Raw genomic sequence first — 12,766 nt, forward strand, 5'->3', positions numbered from 1 at the left:
ACTGCATGGAAAAATTACTTGAGCGTTTTTTACAGTACGTTTCGCTGGATACCCAATCTAAAGCGGGTGTCCGACAGGTGCCGAGCACCGAGGGCCAGTGGAAGCTTTTAAACCTGCTGAAGGATCAGCTGGAAGAGCTTGGTCTGGTCAATGTGACCTTAAGCGAAAAGGGCACTGTGATGGGGACGCTGCCGTCGAACGTTAAAGGTTCGGTTCCGGCGATTGGCTTTATTTCTCACGTCGATACGTCACCTGATTTTAGCGGAAAGAACGTTAATCCGCAGATTGTCGAAAACTACCGTGGCGGCGATATCGCACTCGGTATCGGCGATGAGGTGCTCTCGCCGGTGATGTTCCCGGTGCTCCATCAGCTGCTGGGCCAGACGCTGATCACCACCGACGGTAAAACGCTGCTGGGCGCCGACGATAAAGCCGGTGTCGCGGAGATCATGACGGCGCTGGCGGTGCTGAAAGGCAAAAATATTCCCCACGGCGATATCCGGGTGGCCTTCACGCCGGACGAAGAGGTGGGTAAAGGGGCGAAACATTTCGACGTTGAGGCTTTCAATGCGAAGTGGGCCTACACCGTTGATGGCGGCGGCGTCGGAGAGCTGGAGTTTGAAAACTTTAACGCGGCTTCGGTGACCATCAAAATTGTCGGCAACAACGTGCATCCGGGGTCGGCGAAAGGGGTGATGGTCAACGCGCTGTCGCTGGCCTCGCGGATTCATGCGGAAGTCCCCGCTGAGGAGAGCCCGGAGCAGACCGAAGGCTATGAAGGCTTCTATCATCTCACCAGCATCAAAGGCACGGTGGACAGTGCGCAGATGCATTACATCGTTCGCGATTTTGACCGCAAGGCGTTCGAAGCGCGTAAGCGTAAGATGATGGAGATCGCCAAAAAAGTCGGCAAAGGGCTGCACCCGGATTGCTATATTGAGCTGATCATTGAGGACAGCTACTACAATATGCGCGAGAAGGTGATGGAGCATCCGCACATTCTGGATATCGCCCAGCAGGCGATGCGCGATTGCGATATCGAACCGCAGCTCAAACCCATTCGCGGCGGTACCGACGGTTCGCAGCTCTCCTTCATGGGATTGCCGTGCCCGAACCTGTTTACCGGCGGCTATAACTACCACGGCAAGCACGAGTTTGTGACGCTGGAAGGGATGGAGAAAGCGGTAAAAGTGATTGTGCGAATTGCGGAGCTGACAGCGAAGCAGTGAGAAAAACAGTGCCCGGTAAGCAAAGTGCTACCGGGCACTTGTACACTCAGTCCTCGAAGAACCAGTACCCGCTGTTCACCAGCGCCGCCAGCATGGCGAGGAATGACGGATCTTCCAGCGCATCGCCGAAGGTTTCTGCATTCAGAACCATATGGCTCGCCAGCGCTTCCAGCGCAGGACGGTGCGGGGAATCGAGCTTCTCGCCATTGACGAAGATATCGTCGCCAATGCGCAGTACGCGCAACCCACCCAAACGGACCAGCGAATCACCCTGTTGCAGGGCATCATAAATCTCATCTGGCTGATAAGGCGGCTCGGCGGGAGCGACATCCAGCTCGTGACGCGACTGGCTGACAAACTCCCCAAACCACTGACGGAAATGCTCCGGCTCGTTAATCAGGCCCAGCATCATCTCGCGCAGTTTATCCAGCTCCTGCGGCAGAATGTCGGCAGGGTGCTCGCGCGCAGGAACGTCCGGATCGCTGTAGCGATGGCTGCCCAGCTCGCGCTGCAGGACATAATCAGCAAAACCGCTGATCATCTCGCGCCCGCTCGGCGCACGGAAACCCACTGAGTAGTTAAGGGAGTTTTCCAGGGAATACCCTTCGTGCGGGAATCCTGGCGGGATATAGAGGATATCGCCCGGCTCCATCTCTTCGTCGATGATACCTTCAAACGGGTCGACCTGGAGCAGGTCCGGGTGCGGGCAGTGCTGTTTCATCGGCACTTTCTCGCCCACGCGCCAGCGACGGCGGCCAGTTCCCTGAATGATAAACACATCGTACTGATCGAGGTGCGGGCCAACGCCACCGCCTGGTACAGAGAAGGAGATCATCAGATCGTCCATGCGCCAGTCGGGCAGGGCACGGAACGGATGCATCAGGGCTGCGGTCGGCTCATGCCAGTGGTTCACGGCCTGCACCAGCAGTGACCAGTTGGTCTCACCGAGGTGATCGTAGCTCTCAAAAGGACCGTGGCTAACCTGCCATTTTCCATCCTGGTGGCTCACCAGGCGGCTGTCGACTTCGTTTTCCATGGCCAGTCCGGCCAGTTCATCCGGGGAGATGGGGTCGACAAAATTGCTGATCCCGCGTTTCAGAACGACAGGGCGTTTTTGCCAGTAGCGTTCGATAAACTCGGGCCAGTTAAGTGTTAAGTGATAATCCATAATTATATTTCCGCAGGCTCTTACTGACTCGGATTATAACGGAAGCGTAAGAGCCTGCGCGCGAGAATCTCGCTTTTTTCACATTCAGTACTAACTATCGTCAGAAGAGGGGTGCTGACGCCCAAAAATCGCCACCATCCGCGCGCCGCCCAGCAGGCTGTCGCTGGTTTCGATGCGCCCGGCATACTGGTCGACAATCTCCTGTGCGACGGATAGCCCCACGCCCTGACCAGGACGCAGCGTGTCGGCACGTTGGCCACGATCAAAGACCACGTCGCGTTTGTTTTGCGGAATGCCGGGGCCGTCATCTTCGACGATAATGTGCAGCTCGTCGTCGGTCTGATGCGCGGAAACCTCGACAAACTCCAGGCAATATTTGCAGGCGTTATCCAGCAGATTGCCCATCACTTCCATAAAGTCATTCTTCTCGCCGACAAAACTGATCTCAGGCGAAATATCGAGGCTAATGTTCACCCCTTTACGTTGATAGACCTTATTCAGCGCTGACGTCAGGCTGTCCAGCAGGGGGGCGACGGGGTGCAGTTCGCGGCTGAGCAACGGGCTGCCCGAGCGCATACTGGCGCGGTGCAGATAATACCCAATCTGCTGGGAGATGCGGCTGATCTGTTCCAGCATCACCGGCTCGGCGTCGTCCACGCTGAGCTTTGAGCTGCGCATGGATCGCAGCGTGCTCTGCATCACCGCAAGGGGCGTTTTCAGGCTGTGGGTGAGATCCGTAAGCGTGGTGCGGTATTTATCGTAACGCTCACGCTCACTTTTCAGCAGGCGGTTAAGGTTGCGCACCAGGCTTGTCAACTCGCGGGTGGTCTGCGGATTGAGCTTATCCCGGTTGTGCTCTTCGAGTTCGCGAACCTCTTTCGCCAGCGATTCAATAGGGCGCAGGCTCCACCAGGCGGCGATCCACAGCAGCGGGATCACCAGCAGCAGGTTAGCTGCCAGAACGTACACGAACCAGCTCCAGACCATATAGGAGCGTTTCAGCTCAACGGGAATGGTGTCGATCACCACAATCGTGAGCTGCGGCATATCCATGGTCGCTGGGTAGAGATTGATCGCCACCGAGTGCGTCATCTCCGTATCGTCGTCATCCGCGCGGATTTCGTCGAGCTGACGCTGCATGGAGGCATCGTTGCCGAGCAGGGAGCTGGTGGAATTCAGGTCGGCCTCTATTTCGTGGAAGCCGTTGGTTTTTAGCCACTCCGGACGAATACTTTTTTCCAGCCACGGGACATGTCGTTGCGCCCACAGCAGTTTGCCTTTCTCATCGTAAATCAGCGCCATCGTCGGGCTTTGCCGGTCCAGATTTTCCGGCATCTCCACGCTGATGCGATTATTTTCCCATTTGGCCAGAGTGTAGAAGAGATTGCTCTCGCCGCGCAGCAGGCGGAAGGTGGTTTTATCAAAGCTGACGCTGTAGCCGACCAGCGCCACCATGCCGTAGGCGAGGGAGAGGATCAGCACCACCGCGGCGGTAGCCAGTAAAAAGCGGACCCGCAGCGACAGGGGCAGTAAATGGCGAAGGATTTTCTTCATTTAGCGTAGTTCAAACAGGTATCCCTGACCCCTGACCGTGGTGATGACATCCTGCGGATATTGCGCCTGGATTTTTTTACGTAAACGCCCCATCAGCACATCAATGGTGTGGCTCTCGCGCAGTTCGGCGTCAGGATAGAGCTGGAGCATTAAAGAATCTTTGCTCACCACTTTACCGCTGTTGCGGATCAGCGTTTCCATAATGGTGTATTCAAACGCCGTCAGCTTAATGACTTCGTCATTGATGGAGAATTCGCGACGCGAGAGATCGACCTGGAACGGAGGAAGAGAGATCACCTGTGACGCCAGACCGCTGTTACGGCGCATCAGGGCCTGCATACGGGCAGACACTTCTTCGATATGGAACGGTTTGGTCACGTAATCGTCGGCGCCCGCGCTGAGCACTTCGACTTTATCCTGCCAGCCTTCGCGGGCGGTTAAGACCAGCACCGGGAGGGAGACATCATGGCTGCGCCAGCGGCGGATCAGCGACAGACCATCTTCGTCCGGCAGCCCCAGATCGACGATGGCAATATCAGGCAGGTGTTCATTGAGATAATAATCCGCCTCTTTTGCGTCTTCCGCGTCGTCGACCTGATGCCCCATTTCCTGAAGCTGAACTTTCAGGTGATGACGTAGCAATGCATTATCCTCAACAACCAATACGCGCATCATCTCTTCTCCCTAAAATTAATGGTATGAATAGTTTAACGCTGATTATGTTGTTTTGGGGATAAACATTGAGTAAACCGCAGAGGAAGGAACCCTCTTTCCGGGCGGAAAGAGGGTGAGGGGAATTACTTCAGCTCATCAACCATAGCAATGGCGCGACCGATGTAGTTCGCCGGCGTCATTGCTTTCAGACGCGTTTTCTCTTCTTCTGGCACATCCAGACCGTCGATAAACTGCTTCATGCCTTCGGCGTCCACGCGCTTGCCGCGGGTCAGCTCTTTCAGTTTTTCGTAAGGTTTTTCAATGCCGTAACGACGCATCACGGTCTGAATCGGCTCTGCCAGCACTTCCCAGTTGTGATCCAGTTCGTCCAGCAGACGGTCACGGTTCACTTCCAGTTTGCTCACACCTTTCAGGGTGGACTGATAAGCGATCAGCGCATAGCCGATGCCGACACCGAGGTTACGCAGCACGGTGGAGTCCGTCAGGTCACGCTGCCAGCGGGAGACCGGCAGTTTGCTCGCCATGTGTTGCAGCAGGGCGTTCGCCAGACCCAGGTTGCCTTCGGAGTTTTCGAAGTCAATCGGGTTCACTTTATGCGGCATGGTGGAAGAGCCGATTTCGCCCGCGATGGTTTTCTGTTTGAAGTGGTTCAGCGCCACGTAGCCCCACACATCGCGATCGAAGTCGATCAGGATGGTGTTGAAGCGCGCGATGCAGTCAAACAGCTCGGCGATATAGTCGTGCGGCTCGATCTGGGTGGTGTACGGGTTCCACTGAATGCCCAGAGAGGTCACGAACTCTTCGCTGAACTGGTGCCAGTCCACTTCAGGATACGCGGCGATGTGGGCGTTGTAGTTGCCGACCGCGCCGTTGATTTTACCGAGGATCTCAACCTGCTCCAGCTGACGATACTGGCGCTCCATGCGGTAGGCCACGTTTGCCATCTCTTTACCCATCGTCGACGGCGTGGCTGGCTGACCGTGGGTACGGGAGAGCAGTGGAATATCACGGTATTGCACGGCCAGGTCTTTCACCGCGTCGATGATTTTGCGCCAGTAAGGCAGCACCACGTCCTGGCGCGCCGTAGAGAGCATCAGCGCGTGAGACAGGTTGTTGATATCTTCTGAGGTGCAGGCGAAGTGGATGAACTCAGACACCGCGTGCAGTGCCGGAACGCTTTCTACTTTCTCTTTCAGGAAGTATTCAACCGCTTTTACGTCGTGGTTGGTGGTGCGCTCGATGGTTTTAATACGCGCCGCGTCTTCTTCGCTGAACTCCGCGACGATTTTATCAAGGTAATCGTTTGCCTGGGCGTCAAAAGCAGGAACTTCCTTGATTGCTGCCTGGGTAGCTAACTTTTGCAGCCAGCGCACTTCAACCTGTACACGGAACTTCAGCAGACCATATTCGCTGAAGATCCCGCGCAGCGCGCTGACTTTATCGCCGTAACGTCCATCGACAGGGGAAACGGCGGTCAGTGAGGATAATTCCATAATTCGCAACTCCGGGAGGTTAACAATGAGCAAGAATTTGTTTTGCCTGAGTCGTCAGGCGATTACGAGAGAACATTAACTGCAGTCGGCCACCGCCAACCTGTTGCCACAGCACGGCGGCTCGAATTCCTGCCAGCAGCGAGGCGCGAACTTTCGCCTGTACCTGCGGGCTTTGCAGCACGGCAGGGGAGCCGGTGACCTGGATGCGTGGCCCAAGCGGGCTGATGACATCGACATAAATCGCGGCCATCGCACTCAGCAGGGTTTCAGACTGCAAATCAAAATGGTCGAGCTGACGCTGCAGCCCGGCGATGCGGTTGCCGAGCGTGTCCATCGCACCTTTCGCGCTGTTCAGCTTACGCTCCAGCACCATCAGGCTCAACGTGTAGCGGGTCAGTTCTGCATTCAGCCCCTGGCGGTTGCTGGCATTGAGCACGCCGAGCAGGGTTTCGAGACCGAGGCGAAGATTCGTTTCACTGCCACCGAACACACCGAGCGTAGAGCCGGGGTTAAGGTCGATAACGCTGTTGAGCGAAACGTGCAGCGCGTCAGCATCGCAATGACCCTGATGCGCCAGCTGTTGCACCAGACGGGCTGACTGGCAAATTCCTGCCAGTGCCAGGGTGATGTCATAATAATTCTTCGCCACACAGGCTCCTTTTGGTGTGCAATCGGTTTAAACAGCGGCCAGCGGTAGACGCTGTTCAATGATCCCGCCGCCAAGGCAGATTTCGCCGCTGTAGAAGACGGCGGACTGGCCAGGCGTAACGGCAGAGACAGGCTCGTCGAAACGCACTTCGATGCGTTCGTCATCAATAGCCGTTACGGTGCAGGGGATATCAGTCTGACGATAGCGGGTTTTCACCGTGCAGCGCAGGGTGCCGGTGAACGGTTCGCGATCGACCCAGTGCAGCTGCTGGGCAATAAGGCCGACGGACATCAGACGCGGATGTTCGTGCCCCTGAGCCACAACCAGAATATTGTTTTCAACGTCTTTATCGACCACGTACCACGGCTCTTCGCTGCCGTCTTTGGTGCCGCCGATGCCCAGCCCTTTACGCTGGCCGAGGGTGTGATACATCAGACCCTGATGCTCGCCGACGTCATCGCCGTCAACGGTGATAATTTTGCCCGGCTGCGCAGGCAGATAGCGGCCGAGGAATTCGCGGAATTTACGTTCGCCGATAAAGCAGATGCCGGTAGAGTCTTTTTTCTTCGCGGTAATCAGATCCAGATCTTCAGCGATTTTACGCACTTCCGGTTTTTCCAGTTCACCGACCGGGAACAGGCTTTGCGCAATCTGCTCGTGGCCCAGGGTGTAGAGGAAGTAGCTCTGATCTTTGTTACCGTCGAGACCGCGCAGCAGCTGGCTTTTGCCATCCACATCGGCGCGACGCACGTAGTGGCCGGTCGCGATAAAATCCGCGCCCAGATCTTCAGCGGCGAATTCGAGGAACGCCTTGAATTTGATCTCTTTGTTGCAGAGGATATCCGGGTTCGGGGTGCGGCCCGCTTTGTACTCTTCGAGGAAGAGTTCGAACACGTTGTCCCAGTACTCTGCAGCAAAGTTTACGGTATGCAGCTCAATGCCGAGTTTGTCGCACACGGCCTGCGCATCCGCAAGATCCGCCGCAGCCGTGCAATATTCCTCGCCATCATCTTCCTCCCAGTTCTTCATGAACAGGCCTTCCACCTTATAACCCTGCTGTTGCAACAGGTAGGCGGAAACGGAGGAATCGACACCGCCGGACATGCCGACGATTACTTTTTTCTGGCTGTTATCTGACATGGAATACTCACGACATTGAACTTAAAGGCGGCGTATTCTATCACGCGCCCCCGGTGTTGGCACCCTCTGTAAACGGCCAGTTAAATTCCGCGATCACCTCAAGCGGCAAGCGGCTGCCGGACTGGTAGCAACGAATACTTTCGGCAACCAGCGGTGAGCGCAGGTTTGGGGCATTCAGGATCTCCTCAGCAGTGACCCACAGGCAGCGATCGATGTCGTCGTCGTGCGGCTCAGTGGCGCACATTTCGTTAAGTTCGACGACGAACAAAAAGCGCAGGAAGGGGGTGCGATCGGGTGCGATCCACTGATGCAGACGAACAAAATGCTGCGGCTCGGCATGAATGCCGGTCTCTTCCCACAGCTCACGGCGGGCGGCCTGCACCAGGGTTTCGTCGGCTTCGAGATGGCCTGCAGGCTGGTTCCACAGCGCTTTGCCGTTGATGGTCTCTTCTACGACCAGAAATTTTCCTTCGGCGTGAACTACGCAGGCGACGGTAACGTGTGGTTTAAACATCTGTTCTCCTTAGATTGAATCGATCGGAATTTCTCGCCACTCACCGGACGCCAGCGTGTCCAGCGTCAGGGAACCCATCGCATAGCGTATCAGACGCAAGGTTGGGAAACCGACATGCGCCGTCATGCGTCGCACCTGTCGATTCCGTCCTTCGTATAAGGTGATTTTCAACCAGCTGGTGGGGATAGTTTTGCGCTCGCGAACGGGCGGATTGCGCGGCCACAACCACTGCGGTTCCTCGACCCGTTCGACACCTGCGGGGAGGGTGGGGCCATCATTGAGCGTAACGCCATTGCGCAGAGCCTCTATCGCATCCTGCGTCGGCTCGCCTTCCACCTGCACGTAGTAAATTTTGCCGGTACGTTTGCCTGGCTGAGTCAGCTGCGCCTGGAGCTGACCGTCGTTGGTGAGCACCAGCAGCCCTTCGCTGTCGCGGTCCAGACGGCCTGCGGCATAAATTCCTTGTAACGGGATGTAATCTTTTAGCGTGCTGCGTCCCGCCTCGTCTGTGAACTGCGGCAGCACATCGTAGGGTTTATTGAAGATAACCAGCCGCTTCGGTCCAGTGTCAGGCTTTTTTTTGGCGTTGCGTCGGGTGCTGAATCGTTCAACTTGGTGATTTCTAAAAGAAGTTTTGTTCATAGTGTTTTCAGAATGAATGTATTCACGCATTATAACGGAAATTCATGAGTGATTGGCGCGAGCCAGATATTCGAGTAGTATGAGGTCGCATATTACAACTCATTAACAAAAAACCAGAAGCGCTCGAAGGAGAGGTTAATGGAAAGCAAAGTAGTCGTTCCGGCGGAAGGTAAGAAGATCACCCTACAAGATGGCAAACTGAACATCCCTCACAACCCAATCATTCCTTTCATTGAAGGTGATGGTATCGGTGTGGATGTGACGCCAGCCATGATTAAAGTGGTGGATGCCGCCGTACAGAAAGCCTATAAGGGCGAGCGGAAAATTTCCTGGATGGAAATCTATACCGGCGAAAAATCTACCCAACTGTATGGCCAGGATGTCTGGCTGCCAGAAGAAACGCTGGACCTGATTCGTGATTACCGCGTTGCCATCAAAGGCCCGCTGACTACCCCGGTCGGTGGCGGTATTCGTTCCCTGAACGTGGCACTGCGCCAGCAGCTTGACCTGTACGTCTGTCTGCGCCCGGTGCGCTACTACGCAGGCACGCCAAGCCCGGTGAAACACCCTGAACTGACCAACATGGTTATCTTCCGTGAAAACTCCGAAGACATCTATGCGGGTATCGAGTGGAAAGCCGACAGCGCCGAAGCTGAAAAAGTGATCAAATTCCTGCGTGATGAGATGGGCGTGACGAAGATTCGTTTCCCTGAACATTGCGGTATCGGTATCAAGCCGTGCTCCGAAGAAGGCACTAAACGCCTGGTTCGTGCAGCCATCGAATACGCTATCACCAACGATCGTGATTCCGTAACCCTGGTTCACAAAGGCAACATCATGAAGTTCACCGAAGGCGCTTTCAAAGACTGGGGTTACCAGTTAGCGCGTGAAGAGTTCGGCGGTGAGCTGATCGACGGCGGTCCATGGGTGAAAATCAAGAACCCAAATACCGGCAAAGAGATCGTGGTCAAAGACGTGATCGCCGATGCGTTCCTGCAGCAGATCCTGCTGCGTCCAGCTGAATACGACGTGATCGCCTGTATGAACCTGAACGGTGACTACATCTCCGACGCCCTGGCAGCCCAGGTTGGCGGTATCGGTATCGCCCCAGGCGCAAACATCGGTGACGAGTGCGCACTGTTCGAAGCAACCCACGGTACAGCACCTAAGTATGCAGGCCAGGATAAAGTGAACCCAGGTTCCATCATCCTTTCCGCAGAAATGATGCTGCGTCATATGGAATGGTTCGAAGCCGCAGACCTGATCGTCAAAGGTATGGAAGGCGCAATCAACGCCAAAACCGTCACCTATGACTTCGAACGTCTGATGGAAGGCGCTAAGTTGCTGAAATGTTCAGAGTTTGGCGACGCGATTATCGCGAACATGTAATCCTGAATCAGGGTTAAATGAAAGCGGGAGCCGATGGGCTCCCGTTTTTTTTCGAATTAACACGGTGACCAACATTCATTATCAAAAGAGATCATGATTTTTTCTGATAACGGCCAAGGCAGGGCGGGCAGCACCACTCCATGGTGCTGAGCGCAAAAACGCTTTCACGGGGGGATGAACGATCCGATGAGGGGCTGGCCTGTTATATGGAATCCAGCTTCATCATTCCCTCATGCAACGTAATCTGAGGGTTATAGTCCAGCTCTCTTCGCGCTTTGCTAATGTCGAGGGTCACTTCGACGGCAGAGGTGGCGTAGGTTTGCAGATTTAACGGGCTGGTAACACGGCCCCTGGAGAGGCGGAATAAGCCGTCCCCCAGATGGGCAAGTATCCTGACCAGTCTGCGCGGAACGCGCTTATCCGGTGCCGTTATGCCCTGAGTGGCGAGCAGTTGGCTGACGAAATCACGAAAAGTATGAGGTTCACCGTCGGTGAGGAAATACACCTCTCCACTTTTGCCGTACTCGGCTGTACGGCTGATGCCATCGCAGAGATTATCAATGTGGGTCGTTGAAGTCAGGTAGTTGCCGCCGTCAATCCAGGCAAATTTCCCGGAGGAGACCGCCGCGACAAGCTGTGGCAGGGCGGTAGTGTCGCCTTTTCCCCAGACAAATCGTGGGCGCACCACGCTGACGCAGAAATTTTCATTTGCCTGCGCAAAGGCTGCCTGCTCGGCGGCTGCTTTACTTCGGCTATACGCCCCGGCAAATTTTTGTGGCAGGGGATGTGTCTCAGAGGCCATTTGCAGCGGCGCACCTGTCAATAAAACCGACTCGGTACTGATGTGTACAGCTCGCGTAACGCCCGCCTGGCGTGCTGCCGTAAACAGCTTTTCGGTCCCTTCAACGTTGACTTGCCATTGTTCTGCCGATTCATATCCATGTGACGTATCGGCAGCCGCGTGAATGAGAAGGTCGCAACCCGTGAGGGCATCCACCAGGTCTGTTTCGCACAATGAACCGTAGACTGGCGCTCCATCCACGTGGCGAATGATTTCGGCTGCAGCCTCGCTTCTGGCCAGCGCCCGGACATCTGCCCCCGCTTCGCGATAATGGCGAATGATGTTTCTGCCGACAAAACCACTGCCGCCGGTGACGAATACTCGGCGTTGGGCCATGGCGGCATTTATATCGTGCGGATGTTTAGTCATCTGAAGTCTCCGGGTGTGGCGAAGAAGGTACATTTTGTTCCGCGAGCCAGCTGAGTTCCTCGAGGATTTGCGCCCGTTCTACGTCGGTCCATTTATGGAAATCGAGAAAATCGAGAAACTTAAAACCTTCAAGCGCCAGATAGGCCAATAGCGCACCGCGAGGCTGGGCAGAGGTCGTAATGATGCGTTGAATAACGTTATCCTGATGCTGTTGCATGGTTTTTCGCAGTTCAGGATTCAGAATCAGCGCAGAACTGAGGTTTAACGCGACCGGGCGGAACTCCTCCGGTGGTGGCGTTTTAGCGACCTCAATACGGCCTTTTAGCGCTAAGCTGTCGACGTCCCCCAACTGCAACTCCGCGTCCTGATGAATGCTGTCATCACGCTTCATTGCGCGTGTCACCAGCGCTTCCAGCAGCGCCTGTTTGGTTTTATGCACGTACAGCACGCTGGCCTTGCTAATCCCTGCCTGATGCGCGACGGCGTCAATCGTCAGGTTAGCCACGCCGATTCGGGCCATTACCGCTTCCGCCGCATCGAGAATGCTGTCGGTACTGATCTCTTTTCTGCGTCCCATCATTCACCCTAATTATTTAAACATCCGGTCGGATATTAATTGCATTACGTTTGCCGCGCAACAGATATCCTGAAGAGAACAGCAGGTTAGGGATCAGCAAAACATGAGAGTCTTAGGCGGTGAAAGCGATGCGGCGTCGTGCGCATATGTTTGATGCAGGAAGGTGATCAAGAGCATCCAGCCCTCTGTAAAAACGTGTTGCATTTTACTGATCAAAAACCCTGGTGAATCACTCCCGGCTAGCTACGCTTAAACAGGTAACCGATATCGGGAGGGGTTATGCTGACTCATTCTGAAGCCAAACGGTGGGCATCGATAATGCTGAAATCGGCATTATGCGATGGTATGAATACTGACGAGATTTCCCGACAGGTACACCTGGTCTGCGATCATCACGGGCGAGAGTGTCTTGAGGAGTTAATTGAGGAAATCTTAATTGAAGCAGGACGAATAGGGCCTAAGCACAGCAATGGCGAAATTCACCATCACTGAGCTTCAATATTCTGCTCATCGTATCATCCATCAT

The 12,766-nt window shown here is 55.1% G+C and carries 12 protein-coding genes; 2 read left to right on the forward strand and 10 right to left on the reverse strand.

The window, feature by feature from the left end:
- Positions 1 to 5: 5 nt before the first annotated feature.
- Positions 6 to 1,229 (forward strand): peptidase T, encoded by a 1,224-nt coding sequence (gene pepT, locus ABIE11_RS00765; RefSeq protein WP_100780553.1) that lies wholly within the window; start codon positions 6 to 8, stop codon positions 1,227 to 1,229.
- A 46-nt stretch (positions 1,230 to 1,275) separates the two neighbouring features.
- Here the strand turns inward: pepT and ABIE11_RS00770 are convergent, their stop codons facing one another.
- From ABIE11_RS00770 to rluE, 8 genes are all read right to left on the reverse strand, one after another.
- Positions 1,276 to 2,397, reverse strand: coding sequence for a cupin domain-containing protein (locus ABIE11_RS00770; protein WP_100780552.1), 1,122 nt, complete (start codon positions 2,395 to 2,397; stop codon positions 1,276 to 1,278).
- A 90-nt stretch (positions 2,398 to 2,487) separates the two neighbouring features.
- A complete protein-coding gene (phoQ, locus tag ABIE11_RS00775) occupies positions 2,488 to 3,951 on the reverse strand; it encodes a two-component system sensor histidine kinase PhoQ (protein WP_102103464.1) in 1,464 nt (487 codons plus the stop codon).
- On the reverse strand, positions 3,952 to 4,623 hold the full coding sequence (gene phoP / locus ABIE11_RS00780; RefSeq protein ID WP_100780550.1) for a two-component system response regulator PhoP: 672 nt from the start codon (positions 4,621 to 4,623) through the stop codon (positions 3,952 to 3,954). It lies immediately after the preceding gene.
- Between the two features lie 125 nt (positions 4,624 to 4,748).
- Positions 4,749 to 6,119 (reverse strand): adenylosuccinate lyase, encoded by a 1,371-nt coding sequence (gene purB / locus ABIE11_RS00785; RefSeq protein WP_102103465.1) that lies wholly within the window; start codon positions 6,117 to 6,119, stop codon positions 4,749 to 4,751.
- 19 nt (positions 6,120 to 6,138) lie between these two features.
- Positions 6,139 to 6,768, reverse strand: coding sequence for a high frequency lysogenization protein HflD (hflD, locus tag ABIE11_RS00790; RefSeq protein ID WP_100780548.1), 630 nt, complete (start codon positions 6,766 to 6,768; stop codon positions 6,139 to 6,141).
- A 27-nt stretch (positions 6,769 to 6,795) separates the two neighbouring features.
- Positions 6,796 to 7,908: a tRNA 2-thiouridine(34) synthase MnmA gene (mnmA, locus tag ABIE11_RS00795; protein WP_100780547.1), complete on the reverse strand. Its 1,113-nt coding sequence runs from the start codon at positions 7,906 to 7,908 to the stop codon at positions 6,796 to 6,798.
- A 40-nt stretch (positions 7,909 to 7,948) separates the two neighbouring features.
- Entirely contained in the window at positions 7,949 to 8,422 is a 474-nt protein-coding gene (locus tag ABIE11_RS00800; RefSeq protein ID WP_100780546.1) for an NUDIX hydrolase, read from the reverse strand.
- A 9-nt stretch (positions 8,423 to 8,431) separates the two neighbouring features.
- Complete coding sequence (gene rluE, locus ABIE11_RS00805; RefSeq protein ID WP_107703858.1) at positions 8,432 to 9,094, reverse strand: 23S rRNA pseudouridine(2457) synthase RluE; 663 nt, start codon at positions 9,092 to 9,094, stop codon at positions 8,432 to 8,434.
- A gap of 108 nt (positions 9,095 to 9,202) precedes the next feature.
- Between rluE and icd the strand changes: the two genes are divergently transcribed.
- A complete protein-coding gene (icd, locus tag ABIE11_RS00810) occupies positions 9,203 to 10,453 on the forward strand; it encodes an NADP-dependent isocitrate dehydrogenase (protein WP_102103468.1) in 1,251 nt (416 codons plus the stop codon).
- A 202-nt stretch (positions 10,454 to 10,655) separates the two neighbouring features.
- Here the strand turns inward: icd and ABIE11_RS00815 are convergent, their stop codons facing one another.
- Together ABIE11_RS00815 and ABIE11_RS00820 are read right to left on the reverse strand one after the other, a co-directional pair.
- Entirely contained in the window at positions 10,656 to 11,663 is a 1,008-nt protein-coding gene (locus tag ABIE11_RS00815) for an NAD-dependent epimerase/dehydratase family protein (protein WP_429183560.1), read from the reverse strand.
- Positions 11,656 to 12,243 (reverse strand): TetR family transcriptional regulator, encoded by a 588-nt coding sequence (locus ABIE11_RS00820; RefSeq protein WP_429183562.1) that lies wholly within the window; start codon positions 12,241 to 12,243, stop codon positions 11,656 to 11,658. Before ABIE11_RS00820 ends, ABIE11_RS00815 begins: the two co-directional genes overlap by 8 nt.
- Positions 12,244 to 12,766: the final 523 nt, after the last annotated feature.

Source organism: Lelliottia sp. 489 (assembly GCF_050435885.1).
In the GTDB taxonomy this organism is placed as follows: Bacteria; Pseudomonadota; Gammaproteobacteria; order Enterobacterales; family Enterobacteriaceae; genus Enterobacter; species Enterobacter nimipressuralis.

What these genes read in the sequence shown, in the direction of transcription:
- pepT (WP_100780553.1), top strand. Translation starts at nt 6, where the DNA reads ATGGAAAAATTACTTGAGCGTTTTTTACAGTACGTTTCGCTGGATACC.
- ABIE11_RS00770 (WP_100780552.1), bottom strand. Translation starts at nt 2,397, where the DNA reads ATGGATTATCACTTAACACTTAACTGGCCCGAGTTTATCGAACGCTAC.
- phoQ (WP_102103464.1), bottom strand. Translation starts at nt 3,951, where the DNA reads ATGAAGAAAATCCTTCGCCATTTACTGCCCCTGTCGCTGCGGGTCCGC.
- phoP (WP_100780550.1), bottom strand. Translation starts at nt 4,623, where the DNA reads ATGCGCGTATTGGTTGTTGAGGATAATGCATTGCTACGTCATCACCTG.
- purB (WP_102103465.1), bottom strand. Translation starts at nt 6,119, where the DNA reads ATGGAATTATCCTCACTGACCGCCGTTTCCCCTGTCGATGGACGTTAC.
- mnmA (WP_100780547.1), bottom strand. Translation starts at nt 7,908, where the DNA reads ATGTCAGATAACAGCCAGAAAAAAGTAATCGTCGGCATGTCCGGCGGT.
- ABIE11_RS00800 (WP_100780546.1), bottom strand. Translation starts at nt 8,422, where the DNA reads ATGTTTAAACCACACGTTACCGTCGCCTGCGTAGTTCACGCCGAAGGA.
- rluE (WP_107703858.1), bottom strand. Translation starts at nt 9,094, where the DNA reads ATGCGTGAATACATTCATTCTGAAAACACTATGAACAAAACTTCTTTT.
- icd (WP_102103468.1), top strand. Translation starts at nt 9,203, where the DNA reads ATGGAAAGCAAAGTAGTCGTTCCGGCGGAAGGTAAGAAGATCACCCTA.
- ABIE11_RS00815 (WP_429183560.1), bottom strand. Translation starts at nt 11,663, where the DNA reads ATGACTAAACATCCGCACGATATAAATGCCGCCATGGCCCAACGCCGA.
- ABIE11_RS00820 (WP_429183562.1), bottom strand. Translation starts at nt 12,243, where the DNA reads ATGATGGGACGCAGAAAAGAGATCAGTACCGACAGCATTCTCGATGCG.